Annotated in this window: 19 protein-coding genes and 1 tRNA gene; 8 read left to right on the top strand and 12 right to left on the bottom strand. The window is 44.3% G+C overall.

Annotated features, from left to right (window positions below; translation table 11 throughout):
- Nucleotides 1-14: 14 nt before the first annotated feature.
- From F3J22_RS00285 to F3J22_RS00250, 8 genes are all read right to left on the bottom strand, one after another.
- On the bottom strand, nucleotides 15-605 hold the full coding sequence (locus F3J22_RS00285; protein WP_167013144.1) for a YdeI family protein: 591 nt from the start codon (nucleotides 603-605) through the stop codon (nucleotides 15-17).
- Nucleotides 606-714: 109 nt separating this feature from the next.
- A tRNA-Ala gene (locus tag F3J22_RS00280) sits at nucleotides 715-787 on the bottom strand.
- A gap of 58 nt (nucleotides 788-845) precedes the next feature.
- On the bottom strand, nucleotides 846-1,265 hold the full coding sequence (locus F3J22_RS00275) for a two-component system response regulator (protein ID WP_167013142.1): 420 nt from the start codon (nucleotides 1,263-1,265) through the stop codon (nucleotides 846-848).
- Nucleotides 1,249-2,346, bottom strand: a complete 1,098-nt coding sequence (locus F3J22_RS00270; protein WP_167013140.1) for an ATP-binding protein — start codon at nucleotides 2,344-2,346, stop codon at nucleotides 1,249-1,251. The genes F3J22_RS00275 and F3J22_RS00270 overlap by 17 nt, the downstream gene beginning before the upstream one ends.
- Nucleotides 2,347-2,368: 22 nt before the next feature.
- Nucleotides 2,369-4,543, bottom strand: a complete 2,175-nt coding sequence (locus F3J22_RS30650; protein WP_167013139.1) for a 7TM diverse intracellular signaling domain-containing protein — start codon at nucleotides 4,541-4,543, stop codon at nucleotides 2,369-2,371.
- Nucleotides 4,544-4,556: 13 nt separating this feature from the next.
- Nucleotides 4,557-5,675: a ThiF family adenylyltransferase gene (locus tag F3J22_RS00260; protein ID WP_167013137.1), complete on the bottom strand. Its 1,119-nt coding sequence runs from the start codon at nucleotides 5,673-5,675 to the stop codon at nucleotides 4,557-4,559.
- A 15-nt stretch (nucleotides 5,676-5,690) separates the two neighbouring features.
- A complete protein-coding gene (locus F3J22_RS00255; RefSeq protein WP_167013135.1) occupies nucleotides 5,691-6,413 on the bottom strand; it encodes a hypothetical protein in 723 nt (240 codons plus the stop codon).
- A gap of 58 nt (nucleotides 6,414-6,471) precedes the next feature.
- A complete protein-coding gene (locus tag F3J22_RS00250) occupies nucleotides 6,472-6,636 on the bottom strand; it encodes a hypothetical protein (protein ID WP_167013133.1) in 165 nt (54 codons plus the stop codon).
- A gap of 272 nt (nucleotides 6,637-6,908) precedes the next feature.
- On the opposite strand from F3J22_RS00250, the gene F3J22_RS00245 reads away from it, so the two are divergent.
- Entirely contained in the window at nucleotides 6,909-7,646 is a 738-nt protein-coding gene (locus F3J22_RS00245; protein ID WP_167013131.1) for a superoxide dismutase, read from the top strand.
- Between the two features lie 70 nt (nucleotides 7,647-7,716).
- Here F3J22_RS00245 and F3J22_RS00240 read toward each other — a convergent pair whose 3' ends face one another.
- Genes F3J22_RS00240 through F3J22_RS00230 form a run of 3 tightly spaced genes read right to left on the bottom strand, consistent with a single transcriptional unit; the run spans nucleotide 7,717 to nucleotide 11,485 of the window.
- Entirely contained in the window at nucleotides 7,717-9,342 is a 1,626-nt protein-coding gene (locus F3J22_RS00240; protein WP_167013129.1) for a glycosyltransferase family 39 protein, read from the bottom strand.
- A gap of 19 nt (nucleotides 9,343-9,361) precedes the next feature.
- Nucleotides 9,362-10,036 carry a phosphatase PAP2 family protein gene (locus F3J22_RS00235; protein WP_167013127.1) on the bottom strand — a complete coding sequence of 225 codons (675 nt, stop codon included), beginning with the start codon at nucleotides 10,034-10,036 and terminating at the stop codon, nucleotides 9,362-9,364.
- Between the two features lie 12 nt (nucleotides 10,037-10,048).
- Nucleotides 10,049-11,485 (bottom strand): LptF/LptG family permease, encoded by a 1,437-nt coding sequence (locus tag F3J22_RS00230; RefSeq protein ID WP_167013119.1) that lies wholly within the window; start codon nucleotides 11,483-11,485, stop codon nucleotides 10,049-10,051.
- 126 nt (nucleotides 11,486-11,611) lie between these two features.
- Here F3J22_RS00230 and F3J22_RS00225 point away from each other — a divergent pair, with 126 nt between their 5' ends.
- Complete coding sequence (locus F3J22_RS00225) at nucleotides 11,612-12,226, top strand: hypothetical protein (protein ID WP_167013117.1); 615 nt, start codon at nucleotides 11,612-11,614, stop codon at nucleotides 12,224-12,226.
- Here the strand turns inward: F3J22_RS00225 and F3J22_RS00220 are convergent.
- On the bottom strand, nucleotides 12,223-12,603 hold the full coding sequence (locus F3J22_RS00220) for an START-like domain-containing protein (protein WP_167013115.1): 381 nt from the start codon (nucleotides 12,601-12,603) through the stop codon (nucleotides 12,223-12,225). The two genes, F3J22_RS00225 and F3J22_RS00220, sit on opposite strands and share 4 nt — an antisense overlap.
- Before the next feature lie 364 nt (nucleotides 12,604-12,967).
- On the opposite strand from F3J22_RS00220, the gene F3J22_RS00215 reads away from it, so the two are divergent.
- The 6 genes from F3J22_RS00215 (at nucleotide 12,968) to rplS (ending at nucleotide 17,840) form a co-directional block, all read left to right on the top strand.
- Nucleotides 12,968-13,837 carry an RNA polymerase sigma factor RpoD/SigA gene (locus F3J22_RS00215; RefSeq protein ID WP_073083942.1) on the top strand — a complete coding sequence of 290 codons (870 nt, stop codon included), beginning with the start codon at nucleotides 12,968-12,970 and terminating at the stop codon, nucleotides 13,835-13,837.
- 263 nt (nucleotides 13,838-14,100) lie between these two features.
- Nucleotides 14,101-15,429, top strand: a complete 1,329-nt coding sequence (ffh, locus tag F3J22_RS00210) for a signal recognition particle protein (RefSeq protein WP_167013113.1) — start codon at nucleotides 14,101-14,103, stop codon at nucleotides 15,427-15,429.
- A gap of 182 nt (nucleotides 15,430-15,611) precedes the next feature.
- The gene (gene rpsP / locus F3J22_RS30730) at nucleotides 15,612-16,061 is read left to right on the top strand and encodes a 30S ribosomal protein S16 (protein ID WP_167013111.1); all 450 of its coding nucleotides are present in this window, start codon (nucleotides 15,612-15,614) and stop codon (nucleotides 16,059-16,061) included.
- A gap of 74 nt (nucleotides 16,062-16,135) precedes the next feature.
- Nucleotides 16,136-16,657: a ribosome maturation factor RimM gene (gene rimM / locus F3J22_RS00200; RefSeq protein WP_167013109.1), complete on the top strand. Its 522-nt coding sequence runs from the start codon at nucleotides 16,136-16,138 to the stop codon at nucleotides 16,655-16,657.
- Between the two features lie 45 nt (nucleotides 16,658-16,702).
- Nucleotides 16,703-17,374, top strand: coding sequence for a tRNA (guanosine(37)-N1)-methyltransferase TrmD (trmD, locus tag F3J22_RS00195; protein ID WP_167013107.1), 672 nt, complete (start codon nucleotides 16,703-16,705; stop codon nucleotides 17,372-17,374).
- A 118-nt stretch (nucleotides 17,375-17,492) separates the two neighbouring features.
- Nucleotides 17,493-17,840, top strand: a complete 348-nt coding sequence (rplS, locus tag F3J22_RS00190; protein WP_167013105.1) for a 50S ribosomal protein L19 — start codon at nucleotides 17,493-17,495, stop codon at nucleotides 17,838-17,840.
- The last annotated feature ends 19 nt before the right edge of the window (nucleotides 17,841-17,859 follow it).

Genomic DNA, 17,859 nt, shown 5'->3' with positions numbered 1-17,859 from the left:
CTTTATAAAGATGATTATTTTTTCTTGTGATATTTTATAAACCGCTCCACCTTCTCCTCCCTGGCTGAGAACTCAATGGCTTCCTGTAGCCGCTTTTCACGGGTAGCCTCCTGCTTGGCGCTTTGTATGTACCACGTTACCTGGTGTTGATATCCTGCTGCCTGGGAAGTGAAAAATTTCCAGGCAACCTTATTGGCTTTGAAAGCCTTTTCATGTGCTGGTGTCAGCTTCACGTTTTCCTTATCCTGCTCAAAGGAATATTTCTTTGTATTATCTGTTTTTCGCTTTTCGAAGATCGCGATGCCTGCCGGGAACATGAGCCCTTTTTCCTGTAAGCTGGCCACCTTAGCGATATTTATGGCGCTCCATATGCTGCCGGCCTTACGTGGTGTAAAACGGATGGTATAGCTATGTTCATCGATCGTTTTTCTCACACCATCAATCCAGCCGAAACAGATCGCCTGGTCTACAGATTCAGGCCAGGTAATACTGGGTTTACCACTACCTGTTTTGAAAAATCCCACGAGTAGTTCTGTTTCTTTGAGATGATTTTTGTGCAGCCAGTCACGAAAATCCTTTGGTGTAGCGAAAAATGTAGGTTTCATATTATCAGGAGTGAATGTATGATCTAAGTTACTGGAAAGTTGGGGAGAAAATAAGGCAGGTATAAAAAGAAAAAGCTGCTTCGATTGAAGCAGCTTTTTCTTTACTGGGTGGAGGATAGCGGGCTCGAACCGCTCACCTCAAACATGCCATGCTTGCGCTCTACCAGATGAGCTAATCCCCCATGTTCTTTTGCCCTTGCGGGATGCAAAAATATATTTTTTCTTTGAAAACCAAACATTTTATACAAAATCTTTGAAAATTCCTTCTACTGTTTCCTTAAGTTCCTTCAGCAGTAAGGGTTTGCGGAGTAATTTTGTTACGAGCGGATTGGCATTGGTACGGGTAATATCGCTATAATCCAGTGTAGAAGATACCATAATGATATGGCACTGTGACTTTATCTTTTGTGGATAACTATCGAATGCCTGCAAAAATTCAAATCCATCCATTTCCGGCATCTGAATATCCAGCAGGATGACAGTAGGAGGGATACGCGGCAGGGAAATATTGCTGGACAGGAATTCCAGCGCTTTATTCGGATTCAGAAACGAGAGCACGGTTCTGCTGATCTGTTGCAAAGTGATTAATTTCTCATGCAGCAACAGATCAATTTCATTGTCGTCGATCAATATGACTCTCAGATCAGGTATCGAATTCATTTCTGTTTGGAATAGTAATTTCAAATTGAGTGCCTTCTCCGTATTTGGACTCGACGTTAATGGTACCGCCAATTTTGGTCAATGCCTCCTTAACGATATATAACCCGATTCCACTACCAGGCTTGTTGTTATTCTTCGACCGGAAGAACATTTTGAAGATATTATTCAAATGCTCGCTCAAGATGCCTATGCCATTATCCCTTATCCAGATGGTAGCTTTGTGTGGTTCTACCTTTACAGAAAGATGTACCATCGGATTGGCCTCATCTGGTTTTTGGTATTTAACAGCATTGGAAATCAGATTGTTCAGTATAACGCTGATACGGAAGGTATCTCCCCGGAAATCCATATGCTGCTCCACCTGCGTCTGAAAACGTATATCCGTGTTCTGCGGTTGAAAAACAGTGATACAGTCGCTGAGCAGGTTAGTAAATTCTATCTTTTCATGCTCTACTTCCAGCCGTGAATTCCTGTAATATTCGATTATTTTCTGGATAAAACCATCGAGTTTCAATACACAGGTTTCTACCATGTTCAGGTATCCGTTAGGATCGGTCACACTGTTATCCAGTCTGGAAAGATTAATAATACCCAGTACAGACATCAGCGGAGAACGGAGGTCATGGGAAGTGGAATAGATAAACCTGTTCAGTTCATCATTCGTTTTTTCCAGTTCTGCTATCTTTTCTTTCAACTGCCTTCTGGTAGCATAGATCTCATAGGCATTGTTGATCGTGCGATGCAGCTCATGCTCATCCCATGGTTTTTTTATGTAGGAGAAGATATGTCCTTTGTTGATCGCATCGATGATATCATCGACATCTGTATACCCTGTAAGCAGGATACGCATCGGGTCGGGCAATACGTCCTTTATCTCATTAAAAAACTCTACCCCTGTAGATACGGGCATCTTCTGATCGGCGATAATGATATGCACCATTATCTCCTTCAACAGCAGCTTGCCTTCCTGGGCAGACGTAGCCGTATAGATCTCATAACTTCTTCGGAAAGCAGCCTTAAAAGCGTTCAGGTTATGGATCTCATCATCGATGTATAAAATTCTGATTCGGTTCTCTTTCATCAATGGCAGTTATGGTTAAATACTACAGGTGACTTGAAAGGTCCAGCGGTAAATATATAATAAATTCTGCACCCTCTCCAGGGGCTGAATTCACGATAATTTTACCCCTGTGCTTCTCAATGATGCTAAATACAATGGAAAGTCCTAAGCCCGTTCCTTCGCCGACATCCTTAGTAGTAAAAAACGGATCAAATATTTTTTCTTTTACCTCTGCAGACATACCAATACCGGTATCTTTAATTGTAATAACAACAAATTCACCTTCCTGTTTGGTAGAGATGGTGATCGATTCGTGATCTGTCTGCTCTTTTTTGGTTTTAATGGCATTGAGTGAGTTCGACAGGATATTCATAAATACCTGGTTCACCTTTCCTGCATAGCACTCTATCTTGGGTAACTCACTGTAGTGTTTGATGATGTTGACATTGGAAGGTATGCCGTTACGCAGCAATACCAACGTGGAATCCAAACCTTCGTGAATATCAATTGATTTCACATCACTCTCGTCCAGTCTGCTAAAGGTACGTAGCCCTTTCACAATTTCAGCTGTTCTGGCAGCCCCGTCCTCAATCCCTTTTATCAGGGAAGAAATCTCCTCGTGAATATAATCAATATCAATTTCCCGTTTGAACTTTTCAATACTGCTGAGTTCCTGTTGAATATCCGGACTGGTTTTCAGGTCGTCGTAGCGGTTCAGCAGGCTTCTGAGGTCTGCTATATCCATCTTTAATGGCTTGATATTGGAAGTAACGAAATTGATAGGGTTATTGATTTCATGGGCAATACCGGCGGTCAGCTGACCGAGGGATGCCATCTTTTCCTTTTCTACCAGCCTTGTCTGGGTATCTTTCAGGTTGGTGAGGGCAATATTCAGGTCCTTGTTACTGTTCTGCAACTCTTCCGTACGCTCCTGTACCTTCGCTTCCAGGATAATATTCTGCTCTCTTACCAGTTGCTCATTTTCCTTGGAAATCTGCAGTGCGAGCGCCTGAGAGGCCTCTTTCTCTGCTTTAAAAGTATTGATTTTATCTGCCAGTGCAAACGACAGTAATACGACTTCCATACCTGATCCGATCACCAGGATATGGCTCGTGAAAATGTTATAGGGGATAATGCCGATATCTTTCAATACAAATACAATCACCGCCAGAATGAAGATGGTCCAGGCCAGTACAAAGATTCTTGCCGGCTTGGAATGTCGGAAGGCCTGTGATACGGCAAACAGCAGAATAAAGCTGACGCCGGTAATTGCCAGGAAATCTATAACGGCATAGGCTATACTGAAATAACCCAGTAAGCTCATCACTATAGTACTGGAATAGACGATGATGAACAGGGTAAATATCCGATAGGCCCATGGCGCTTTTTCCTTTACATGCAGGAAGTTTTGTACGAATACCAACACGGAGATACCCGATAAAGCCCCCGCCCACAGCACACTTTGCTCGGTAATGAAGATATTGTTGTTCCAGAAAAACCGGTAGCCAAAGCCTTGCAGACATACCTGTGCCAGACCAACAAAGAAGATATATATGATATAGTAGAAATAGCTCCAGTCGCGTACAGAGAAGAAGATAAAGGTATTATAGAAGATCATGACGAGAATAATACCGATGTAGATAGACAACAGCAGATCGTCATTATATAGCTTGTTATAGATTTCTCTGGCGGTACCGATGTAGATGGGCACCAGTACTGCTTCCCGGCTTTGTATGCGCAGGTAAAATGTTTGTGCAGTGCCCTGCGGGATTTTAATATTATAAACGAAATTCTGGTGATTAACAGGTCTTTTGTTGTAGGGTCTTAATTCACCACCGGGAATCATCTGGAAATGCCCGTTCTTATCAGGATAGTAAAGGTCGATGAGATCGAGAATAGGGTAGGTGACGTCAAACATCAGTTCTCCTTCAGAGGTGGTGTTCTGTACGGTGAACCGCAACCATATGGCGTCTTTGGTGATGCCGAAGTTGGGAATCTGTTTCTGTAATTTCAGGAACTTGCCGTCATGAAGGATATCCTTGAATTCCAGTTTCCCGGGAGGATCTAATAAATATTCCAGCTGGCCGTATTCAGCCAGCTGGATGGGATAATTATTTGAAATATTAATGGTATCTGCCCAAGCTGGTAAAGAGAAAGATGTTACTAACAGTAACAGGCATACGAATTTATAATATACCGGTTGGATCAGATGTCGCATTTTTATAAGGTAATCACTTTGATGTTTTGAAAATTTGTTCCAGGTCTACATAATATCGGCCGGAATGAATGTCGCTACCCAGGGAAATTTCTCTGCAGACATGTGCGATGGCTGCTCCTCCCAGCATAACAGCTGACGCCAGCTGTGGCCAGGTGGTGATGGTTTTCCCGATTTCCTGCAATGACAATTGCATTTTAGGGGATAACGCGCTAAAATTGACGATACTATCTACCAGTGCCATGCGGGCAGGTCCCTCCATGCTACGTACTTCTGCAGGGGTCAGTGTTGCAGGCACTCTTCCATGCAAGATAGGTAAATCAGGATGGACATCAAACCTTTCCACATCAACCATGCCTCTGTCGCTGGTATCCATTAACACCGGGATACCCTGTGCTCTGGCTTTCAGGCGGGCGAGGATCTTTACATCCAGGCCATCGCATTCTTCTACCAGTATGTCCAGTTTACCGTTTTCAGTAAGGAATCCATCAATGTTATCGTCAGTAATACCTTCATCATAACAACGAACAACGATGAAAGGATCTATTTCTGCAATTTCTCTGGCTACCAGTACCGTTTTACGTGTACCAACATTATGTACGCCCGTACGGATACGGTTCATATTGCTGAGGTCGAGGGTATCAAAGTCAGCAATACGTAACTCGCCACAGAGCCGCTCCATGGCCAGTGCCAATGCCACGCTCTGCCCAACGGATAATCCTATCACGCCAATTTTCTTACCTGCCAGTTTATTCCTTTCTGCGGTAGTTATTTTCTGCTGATTTCTGCTGGTACGGAGTTCGATAAATTCAGCCTCATCCAATATGTGCACCAGTCGGTAAGACCAGGGATAATACACCCAAACGCCAAGTTGCGCGGCTGGTGTGCTGCCAAGATATTCCCTGATATGTTCCTGGATTTGCTGATCGGTGAGTCGTTGGGTAGGGTTGCGGAGTTTGATCAGTTCCGCGAGCTGTGCCGTAAAGGCGTCGTAAACACAGATGTGGGGGTGCTGTTTTAGCAGTGCTTCTAATGCAGCTTTTTGTGCTGGCTGCTGCAGGTGATAAAAAACTACCTTTCTTTCGTTATTATCCTTGTTGCCTGCTGCTAAAGCCTCTTCTAGTATTATGCTCATTTCAGAAATTTGTTGCTATTTAACCAATGGCAGCTCGGAAGTTGCTGCTGACATTATTCTAAGGTCATAGTCTACCTGCATTTCTCCCTTGGGTCCTTTTTCAATGATAGTCTGTACGGGGTTATTACGCAAACTCAGCATTCTCTCCCTGTCCTCGGGATGGGCGCTTTTTAGTTCCAGCGGATCCTGGAGGATAAGGGCGGTAGCGATCAGGTCTTCCTTCGGGTAGTAGAATGTTCCCTGGTTACCTATATTTGTCATGATCTGATAACCGGTACGGATACTGTTCCTGAAGGTTGTCTGGGCGCAAAATCCAAGAAATGTTGTTACCGGCAACTGGTTCAATACCGCATTTACTACACGGAACAGCACGATGCTGCCGATTCCCCAGCCTGCTACTTCCCTGGAATTCCAGAGGCCGCAAAATTCGCCGGTACCACCGCCATCTGCCAGGTCCTTGACAATACCAAAAATACGAGGGTCCATGGTATTGATGGCACTTTCGATGGGTAAAGGAACGCTGCCACCTGCCAGCTGAATACGACAGCCACCATACATTTTCGTATAGTCGTCGTTGCTAACGGTGATGATATAGGTATAAGGCTCGTACATCCAGTCCACGTTCGCAGACGTAACTTTTGTTACACCGTATGCTTCTAACACTTTACGATGCCCTGCAATATACTGCAAACATTCTTCAGGATACTCTATCGCCTTGAATACTCTAACCTTAAGCATGTAACTGGGATGCTTTTATATTAATTTATAACCAGGTTTACGATTGCTTCCATGCTGCTTAAACAATGCTGGAACTGATGCGCTTTAATCTGATCAACTCGGTCATACTAACAACGGAATAAGCCAGCAGAAGAAATTGCTGATAATGATTTTTGTTGGCCATAGCAGCAAGGGTTGCATTTCTATCTCCGAAGTTAGCGGCGCCCGGGATAAATAGTCTCATTAGTCGAAAAAGATTAAAATCGATTGATCTTCACATGAAGGTAATGGTAAAATAGTATTATTTCCAGAATTATCCATATTGTCACGTTCAATTTTTGTGGAAATGACGGGGTGAAATCACCTGGTATACTGGTTCTCAATACTATAGATATCCTGAAATATTTTGTAGAAATTTTAAAGTCATCTGATTGGTGTAAAATTTGATAAAATTTTTATCCTGCTAACCAGTAGATTTGTGAATACCATCAGTTTAAACAAATTCAATCTTTTCATATGAACAAAAGAGAATTTATCAAGCTTACCGGCCTCGCCGGCGCCGCTGTACTGAGCGGTCCGCTCAGTAGTCTGGCGACTACCGCAGCTCCTGTGAAAACTAATGCTGCTGATCCTAAAGCCCCATTCGTTTTACCTCCACTGACTTATGGCTATGACGCCCTGGAGCCTAACATCGACAAACTCACCATGGAAATCCATCATGATAAACACCATGGCGCCTATGTCAAAAATCTTAATGATGCAGTGAATAATACACCTTATGCATCGCTTACCCTCGAACAGATCCTGAACAAAGTTACCACCAATCCTGCCGACAAAGCAATCCGTAACAACGGTGGCGGTCACTACAATCACTCCCTTTTCTGGACACTCCTGTCGCCAGAGAAAACAACCCCTTCCGATAAACTGAAAGCCGCTATCAATAAAGATTTTGGATCATGGGAAGCCTTCCAGACCAAATTCAACGACGCAGCAAAAACAGTATTCGGTTCAGGCTGGGCATGGGTAATCGTTACAAAAGATAAAAAACTGGCAATAACAAGCACCCCTAACCAGGATAACCCGTTGATGACTAATATCGTAACGGATAAAGGAGCACCAATACTGGCCCTGGATGTATGGGAACATGCCTATTATCTCCATTACCAGAATAAACGTCCTGACTATATCAACGCATTCTGGAATGTTATCAACTGGAATGAAGTGGACAAAAGATACAAAGCTGCTATCGGCTGATAGCAGCTTTAATATTTAAGGGCTGGCCATCAGGTGAAAACCGATGGCCAGCCCTTTTTATGATAGTGCGTTATTTACGTCTGAAGAATACAAACCCGTTCTTCTCTCCAATTACCTCCAGATTAGGATGATGCCTGTATTCGTCAGCATCGGTGATCCTGCAGATGAAATACGCAGGTTTATCTATCTGACCATTTAGCAGCCAGTCCAGATTATAGTAATTCTGGTTGGCATGCGGCATTTCCCTGCTGTAATAATGCTGTGCATAACTGTGATAGCTCAGTGCCTTCACATATACATCCTTGCCTTGCAGCGACTCAAAGAATTCGATAGCCGCCCGCTGTGAATAGGCTTCCACTTTAGGCACAAAATGTACGACAGTAACCTGTATTGCCACGATAGTACTTACAAACAGGCAGATCAGACCCTGCCTTATCTTTTTCTTTGCCAGTAGTACACCGCTGATAATCACCAATATGGCGTAACCAATGCCGTAACCCGCTTCAGTAACCGACCACGGTACATCTGCCTGTAGGTTAGCAACTGCAAACTTATCGCCGATATAAGGAATCAACTCGTTTTTATATACACCCACCAATGGCAACAGCCCGATGGCAATTCCCAGTATTACACCAATGCAGAGTAATAGGCCAAGAACCCACCCACGAAGGCGTATTTTGCCTTCTGCCAATTGGTAAACCTGGTTGGCAGCCAGGAAGGTAAGCGGAAAATAGCAGAGGGAAGAATAGTGTACGATCTTCGTTTTAACAATAGAAAACAGGATCAGTACCACCCAGAACAATACCCACATCCATTTTTTGAAATCCTTCAATTCCTGGTTAGCAGCACCGCCACTGTAAATAGACTGCTTTTTCCCCTGGAAATACGTGAAAAGAAATATGCTTGCAGGAAAGCAGCCTGCCAGCAACACTATCCAGTGGTAGAAGAATGGCCCGCCATGCCCCGCGTCTTCTGTAGTCAGCAGGCGGATCTGGTATTTCACGAATTCGTTGACAAACCACCAGCCATGGGCAATGATTTCATAACCAAACCAGAGCAGGGTAGTGAAGCAGGCGAATAAAGCGATGAGCCCGATATGCGAGAATCTGATGGCAATACGGCCTTTGTTAACAATCCAGTATACCAGCAGGCAAAGGATGGCTACCAGTATCGCCACAGGTCCTTTGGTCAGTACAGCGAGCCCCAGTAGGAAGCCGCTGATCACCGCCATGTACAACGGTTTCTCAGCAAAGGCAATGCGATGCGCGAAATAGATGGACAGGAAGATAAACAGGTTAAAAGTAGGGTCTATAATCCCGGATTTGAAATAGAAATGAGGTAACCATGAACCTGCATATACCAGTGCCCACCAGAGCCCCAGCTTTTCATCAGCAGTTTTTTTGCCGATAGCATATACAGATAACAGGGTGATGATACCAATGATTGCATTAGGGAAACGTGCTGCGAAGTCGTTGACGCCAAAAAGCATCATACTGCCGGCCTGCATCCAGATGAATAAAGGTGGTTTTTCCCAGAAAGGTCTGAAATCGATTTGAACCTGACTAAAGTTGTGCGTGACAATCATTTCCCTTGCGGCTTCAGCGAAGTTTATTTCGTCCCAGTCAAAAAGGTGCACTGCACCGAGGAAAGGAATAAACAACAAGGCCGCCACGATGGCAATCAACAGATATCTCATTATAAATCAGAAAATTTTTCTAAGCTGGCGCGTTGGCATTTAAAATGGCTTCTGCACATAGTTCATTGGCAGAAGTGGTATTACGGAATTGGAAAAAGCTATAAGCGGCGATGGAACTTAATGTTCCGATGATACTACCTACATAAACATCTGCGAAGAAATGTTGAGCGAGGTAGATTCTGGAATAACCGGCAATGAGTGCAAGCGCAATGAATGCGATACCCCATCTTTTGTTAGGAAGAACAAGGGAAAGAAAGCAGAACATGGCAAAAGCACCGGCAGAATGGCCGGAAGGGAAGCTGTTGCTGCTATGAACAGTTACCCATTTTACGGTATGAACCAATGCGCCTGCCTGGTCGCCAAAATAGCTGATCGGGCGGGGGGCGCAATAATAATGTTTAGCTACCTGTACGATGAGTACGGCCAGCAGAAAAGAAGCCAGCCCGGTAAAAAAGAGCTTGAATCTTTTGGTAACTAACATCAGCAATAATACCAGGCTAAACATGATACCATCGCCGAGATAGGTCATTCCTGTTACTACCATGTCTGCCCAGGAAGCATGTACTCCGTTGATGTGGAGAAACAGCTCACGTTGGCCAATGGAGCAAAGCAATACACCTCCCAGGATCACCCATGAGAAGAATGGCAGAAAGAAGTAGGCATTCTTTCTGAACAGTGTAAGCAGCGTTTTCACTTTTTGTAGGTTTTAAGTTGTAGGTTGCCTTTTAAATCTCCGTAAGAACTTCTTAACTTTTTGTATAATGCGAAAATAGAATTCTTTATTGAAAAGCTGCGAATCATTCATGGCTTTATAAATTAAAAAAGCCGCGATTGGCAACAATACAATATTGGAGAGCCACATCCCCGACCAGGTCATCATGACACCACTTCTGGCCATCTTCTCTCCGATCATGAAAAATACGTTAAATATCACAAAGAAGATAACCGCAAACACAAGTGGGGTACCCAATCCGCCCTTACGGATAATAGAACCCAGTGGAGCACCTATCAGGAACATCACGATACATGCTGCCGCCAGTGTGAATTTACGCTGCCATTCTACTTTGTGCATTAATATAGCTCCATGTCGGTCTTCATAGTCTTTAGCAGGAGTTTCCAGGGCACTTAAGCCTTCACGAACGGTTTGTTCCGCTCTCTCCAGCACATTTCTGCGCTGTTCCAACGGAATAACCTCTTCGAAATCTTTTACTTTAAGGGGTGGTACAGTTTTGGCCCAGGCGCTGTCTTTCCATTTGGAGAAAGTATACCGGCTGGATACATAGGCGTGCATGGTTTTACCATAGGTAGCTTCCACTTTCTGGAGCGAATCGATGGCCTGGTCCAGCTGGCGGACGTTCAGCATCTGCTGGTTGGATGCAAAAAGGTCCATGTTCAGGCGGTTGAATGCAAACGCGCTGAGGTCAAAAGCCTTACTGTATTTATGGAAACCAAACCGGATCATGTCCGGTGGTACGGTGAAGCCACGGTTGCCACGTTCTTCGTATCTCCAGCCGTTTTCCAGGATGAAGTAGAGAAAACGTTTATTGGCAGTAAGCACCATCTGGCCTTTTTCCGCAGTAATAATTTTGTCGCCTCCACCGGTAGAGTGGTCAAATATGATGACCTGGTGGATGGTCTGGTTATCTTTATCTTTCTGGGCTACCTTGATGGTATAGCCGGGAATATCTTTATAAAAAACACCTGCTTTGATATTGAATGCCGGTTTGGCATTGGTGATATCCCAGAGGAGTGATTTGGCCTGGAGGTTGGCTACAGGGATGACGTAGTTGGCAAACAGGAAGGCGCCGATGGCGATGACGGTACAGATGGCCAGGAGAGGTCTGATAAAGCGCAGCAGGGAGATGCCGGCTGATTTCAGGGCTACAAGCTCAAAACTTTCACCCAGGTTCCCGAAGGTCATGATGGAGGAGAGGAGTACAGCCAGCGGAAGTGCCAGGGTTACAAGCGTTGCACTGGTATAGGCAATCAGCTGAATGATTACCATGGTATCCAGTCCTTTTCCCACCAGATCGTCGATGTACTTCCACAGGAACTGCATAATCAGTACAAACAGCGTCACGAAAAAAGTGGCTATAAAGGGACCAAGAAATGTTTTTATAATGAGTTTGTCGAGTTTTTTCACTGATAATGCTGTATTTGATCTGAATCCCGAACTTCGTATACACGAGCTTCCGGGTACTATAAACCGTAAAGTTAGTATGATTTCACAAAGGAGCGTAAAGAACGCCCTAAATTACCGTTAAATTATATGGAAAATTTTGAATTGACAGCAGCGGAGGCATCCATAGCGGCCGATGCGGAGTTATTACGGATGAAGAATCGTGTGATGGTGAAGGCGGTGCAGCTGATGGGGGTGATACAGGAGGGGCTGGCAGGTCATGCGGCGCATCAGCGGTTTCCGTTTGAGGCGGAATGGCTGGGCAGGCATGCGAAGATCTCGAAAGGAGAGCAGTATAAGGGTTTGCCGTGGGTAATGCTGGATTATCCACGATTTTTCAGCAATAGTGATGCGTTTGCGTTCCGCACCATGTTTTGGTGGGGGCATTACTTTAGCAGTACCCTGCATCTTGCGGGAAGGGTGAAAGCTATGTTCAGTAACGTATTAATACGCAACCATGCGGTATTAGCCAGTAATGGTTTTCAGGTTTACCTGGGAGATGATCCCTGGGAACATGATTTTGAAGGAGGGAATTACAGGCCCATAGGAAGTATAAGTTTAGAAGATTGGAGCGTAATAATTAATCGTCATGATTTCCTTAAAATAGCGAAGCCATATTCGCTGGCGCATTGGGGTAAAGTAAGCAGGGAAGTAGTTGCGGCTTACGCAGCACTTCTTGCATTACTAGACACAAAGGCTGGTTAATTGCCGATTCTGTGAAACAGATCTTTTACCTGATATTCCCATAGCTGGCTCTGGTCCTTGATTTCTTTCTTTTCAGCGAAATCTTTTACTACCAGGATGGTTTCGTTGGTAACTTCAGAAATCTGAATCCTGAATTCGAAGTATTCTTCTTTCGGGGCATGGGTCCAATGTAGACGGATAAATTCATCCTCTTCCTGCTCCAGTACTTCCGCTTCTTCTTCCGCGCCGTTCCAGGAGAAAGAGAAAACATTATCTCTGAAGTCAACCTTATCAGCGAACCATTCCTGTAAGCCTGCCGGCGTGGAAAGAAATTCGTATAGAATAGAGGGTGAGCATCTAACCGGGAATTCCAGCTCGTATAGCACTTTCTTAGACATCTCTCAAATAATTAGTAAATCAATATCATCAGTTTGCAATTATAGAAAATTATTTATTCTGTCAAAATAATTTACGGTTTTTTTTTAACTATCTTCAAAAAACTTTCTTCGCTTTAAAAAAAATCTATTTATTATTATAAATAATAATATTAATATATTGATATATGGGTGTATATTCGCGAAGATGGTTTCTATGGTAAAAATTCATAAAAATTGCAAGCGCTTAAACATCAATCGATTTTGTTTTGAAATGTTTTAAAAACCTAAGAAATTTTTTGGTCGGTATCTAAAAAAAGTTATTTTTGTCAGGCATTCATCAAATCTTAACATTTTATTAACCTGTAACTGTTCCGACTCTATGTCAATGCGCCAACTTAAAATCACTAAGTCCATTACTAACAGGGAATCGCAATCCTTGGAGAAGTACCTGCAGGAGATAGGGAAAGTGGACTTAATCACGCCGGAGGAAGAGGTTAATCTTGCTATCCGGATCAAGCAGGGCGATCAGAGAGCGTTGGAAAAGCTAACCAAAGCCAACCTTCGTTTCGTTGTATCCGTTGCTAAACAGTATCAGAATCAGGGCCTGTCGCTCAGCGATCTCATCAATGAGGGCAACCTGGGGTTAATTAAAGCTGCTCAACGTTTTGATGAAACGCGCGGTTTTAAATTCATTTCCTACGCAGTATGGTGGATTCGTCAATCCATCCTGCAGGCTTTGGCTGAACAATCCCGCATCGTGCGTCTGCCGCTCAACAAGGTAGGCCTGAGCAACAAAATCAGTAAAGCGTATTCACAGCTGGAACAGGAGTTCGAACGCGAGCCTTCTCCCGACGAACTGGCTACCATTCTTGAAATCAATACAGATGAGGTAGAAGCTACGCTCGGCGTTGCAGCCCGTCACGTATCGATGGATGCGCCTTTTATTGACGGAGAGGATAACTCCCTCCTCGATGTACTCGAAAATCCAAATGCCGTTTCCGCCGATGAAGAACTGGATCACCATGATTCTTTACGCCGCGAAATTGAGCGCTCCCTTTCCACGTTAACGGACCGTCAGAAGGATGTAATCATGTTGTACTTCGGTATTGCCGTTGAACATCCTATGTCTTTAGAAGATATTGGCGAAAAATTTGGCCTCACACGCGAACGTGTACGCCAGATTAAAGATAAAGCCATCACTAAATTAAGAACTACTTCCCGCAGCAAATTGCTCCGCAATTACCTGGGAAGCTGATAATATTGATATCTTGGTTTAAAGCGATAGGCCCTCCGGGCCTGTCGCTTTTTTATTTTATACAGCTTGTTTACCCGGTGATTTGTCCCGGGAAAGAATGGGCCCGGCCATCGGCCGGGCCCATTCTTTCCCGGTTCCCGCCCGCCTCCGGCGGGCGGGAACCGGGAGAAAACATAATACAGGTCTGCTTTTACAATTCAATTCTTTACTGAAAAAATCTCCGGGAAAAAAACTACATTTGCCATCCGTTTAAAATACCGACAATGTTTGAATCTCTATCAGAGCGGCTCGACTCCGCGTTTAAACAACTTAAAGGGGAAGGCCGTATTTCGGAAATAAATATTGCCACAACCATTAAGGAAATCCGCCGCGCATTGGTGGACGCGGATGTGAACTACAAGATTGCGAAGGAATTTACTGATAAGGTAAAAGATAAAGCACTGGGAGAAAAGGTACTGACCTCCATCTCTCCGGGACAGCTCATGGTGAAGATCGTGAAAGACGAACTCGCTGAACTGATGGGCGGTACCGAAGCCGAATTTGATATCAAAAATACTCCTACTGTTGTACTGATCGCAGGTTTACAGGGTTCCGGTAAAACTACCTTCTCCGGTAAACTGGCGAACTACCTCAAATCCAAGAAGAACAAAAAACCTTTGCTGGTTGCTGCCGATATCTACCGCCCTGCGGCGATCGATCAGCTGAAAGTACTGGGTGAACAGATCGGGGTAGAAGTATACAGCGAACCAGAAAATAAAAACGCCGTTCAGATCGCTGAAAATGCGATCAGACACGCTAAATCCAATGGTAATAATATCATCATCATCGATACCGCCGGCCGCCTTGCGGTAGACGAAGCGATGATGACCGAGGTAGCCAACGTCAAAGCAGCCGTTAAACCACAGGAAATCCTCTTCGTAGTGGATTCCATGACCGGTCAGGATGCGGTGAATACGGCTAAGGCCTTCAACGATCGCCTCGACTTCACCGGTGTGGTACTGACCAAACTGGATGGTGATACCCGCGGTGGTGCTGCCCTTACGATCAAGTATACGGTTGAAAAACCGATCAAGTTCGTAAGTATGGGTGAAAAACTCGATACCCTCGATGTTTTCTACCCTGAACGTATGGCACAGCGTATCCTGGGGATGGGTGATATCACTACCCTGGTAGAACGTGCACAGGCCCAGTTCAATGAAGAACAGGCCAAAAAACTGGAAAAGAAAATCCGCCAGAACCAATTTGATTTTGACGATTTTCGCGAACAGCTCCAGCAAATCAAAAAAATGGGTAACTTGAAGGACCTCATGGGAATGATTCCAGGGGTTGGCAAGGCAATCAAGGATATCGACATCAGCGATGATGCCTTCAAAGGTATCGAGGCGATGATCAACTCCATGACACCTTCAGAAAGAGGAAATCCGGACCTGATCGATGGCAGCCGTCGTAAGCGTATCGCAACAGGTAGCGGTAAAAATATTCAGGATGTAAACCAGTTCATGAAGCAGTTCGAGCAGATGCGTCAGATGATGAAAATGATGAATAAGTTCGGCGGCGGCGGAAAAGGCCTGGGTAGCATGATGAAACGCTAATTTGATGTAACCGCCCGAAGCTTTAAAATGGTATCCGTTTGATTGTCAGGGCTCTAGATAAACCAGGGTAAAGTTTATACTGAGTTATATAAATTTTTTTTGCAAATATCGAATTACAGGTTACATTTGCATCCCTAATTAAACAATATTTCCTAACTCGCAAAAAATAACTCGACTTATTTATGCCAGTAAAAATCAGACTGCAAAGACATGGCGCGAAGAAAAGACCTTTCTACTTTATCGTAGTAGCTGACGCTCGCGCTCCAAGAGATGGTAAATTCATCCAGAAAATCGGTACTTACAATCCACTGACTGTACCTGCTTCAATCAACATCGATACTGAAAAAGCATTGCGTTGGTTACAGAAAGGTGCTCAGCCTACCGATACTGTAAGAAGAATCCTCTCTTTCAAAGGTGTATTGTATTTGAAACATCTCCTCAGAGGTGTTACCCTGGGACTGTTCGACGAGCCTACTGCTTACCAGAAGTTTGCACAATGGCAGGCTGAACACGAACAGAAAGTTTCTGCTCGCCGCGATGGACACAGAAAGTCTAAACTTGCTGCTCCTATCGTTAGAAAAGTAGAAGATACTCCTGCTGCTCCGGCAGAAGGCGAAGGTACAGAAGCATAAAACGGCAACGTTTTACAAATACCTGAAAAGGAAATATTTGCAGCCGCAAATATTTCCTTTTTTAATTTCCAATTATGAGCAATTACTTCAGTATAGGGAAAATGTTGTCCGCACATGGCCTGACAGGGGAAATCCTGGTCAGACATAGCCTGGGCAAGCGCTCCACGCTTAAAGGTGTTGAAGCGGTTTTCCTGGAGGAAAGAAAGAATACTTTTATTCCTCATTTCATTCAGCACGTTACCGCCAAAAATGCGGAACAGCTCTATATTAAACTGGAAGGCATTGATACCAAGGAAGCGGCTCAAAAGCTGCTTCCCGGTCAGATTTACCTTCAGGAAGCTGATTTTAAAAGCCAGGCCGCCTCTTCTTCTCCATTGGCATTACTGGGTTTTACAGTGGAAGATGAACAATATGGAACACTGGGCACCGTAGAGGAAGTTATCGAAATGCCCATGCAGGTATTGATAAAAGTACAGATCCAGGGCAAGGAAGCCTTACTGCCTGTCAATGAGCAATCGCTCGTAAAGGTGGACAAGAAAAACCAGGTAGTGCACCTGCAGCTTCCGGAAGGCCTGGTAGAGCTTTATACCGGCTGATAGGGAATTAAAACAGTAGTGGAACTGATAAAACACACCTGCATTATGCGTATTGACATTATAACTGTGTTGCCGGAACTCCTGGAAAGCCCAATGGGGCATTCCATCATGAAACGCGCTCAGGCAAAGGGTTTGCTGGAGGTACACGTGCATCCGCTGCGGGAGTATTCTACCCTGAAGCACCAGCAGGTGGATGATTACCAGTTTGGCGGTGGCGCCGGCATGGTAATGATGCTGGAACCCATTGTAAACTGTATAGAATCACTGAAAGCCAAAGTGGAGTACGATGAAATCATCTACATGACTCCCGATGGTGAAACCCTGAATCAGAAGATGGCCAACACGCTGTCTATGAAAGGGAACCTGATGATCCTCTGCGGCCATTACAAAGGGATAGATCAGCGTATCCGCGATCACTTTATTACCAAAGAGATTTCCATCGGAGATTTCGTGCTTTCCGGCGGTGAGCTGGGGGCAGCTGTACTGGTAGATGCGATCGGCCGCCTGTTGCCAGGTGTGCTGAATGACGAAACCAGCGCATTATTTGACTCTTTCCAGGACAATCTGCTGGCACCGCCGGTGTATACCCGCCCAACCGAATTCAGGGGCTGGAAGGTACCCGATGTGCTGCTGAGCGGCGACCATCGTAAAATCGATGAATGGCGCCATCAACAGGCCTTAGATAGAACCAAGGAAAGACGACCTGACTTATTGTAAATTAATTACTTAAACATTAGTCCAAAGGTATTTTGAACTTTTTGCAGAATTAATGCACTATTAATTTGGTAAATGTGAATTCTTAGTATACTTTTGCACTCCCATAAATATTTGAAAGATGAACGCAATTTCGTTTGTTCACGAACAACTGACAGCTAAAAAACAGTACCCGAAGTTTAAAGCAGGCGACAACGTCACTGTCAATTATAAAATCGTGGAAGGTAATAAAGAAAGGATTCAGTCCTTTAAAGGTGATGTGGTGAAAATCCAGGGTACAGGGTTTACTGCGTCTTTCACTGTTAGAAAAATTTCTGACGGTATTGGTGTTGAAAGATTGTTCCCGCTTTACTCTCCTAACATCGATGGTATCGTGTTAAACAAGGTAGGTAAAGTTAGAAGAGCAAGACTGTACTACCTGCGTCAACGCGCTGGTAAAGCAGCCCGTATTAAAGAAAAAAGGGTTTAGTAATAAATACAGGGAAATT

It is taken from the genome of Chitinophaga sp. Cy-1792 (assembly GCF_011752935.1).
In the GTDB taxonomy this organism is placed as follows: Bacteria; Bacteroidota; Bacteroidia; order Chitinophagales; family Chitinophagaceae; genus Chitinophaga.
This window is presented reverse-complemented; position numbering and strand designations above follow the sequence as displayed.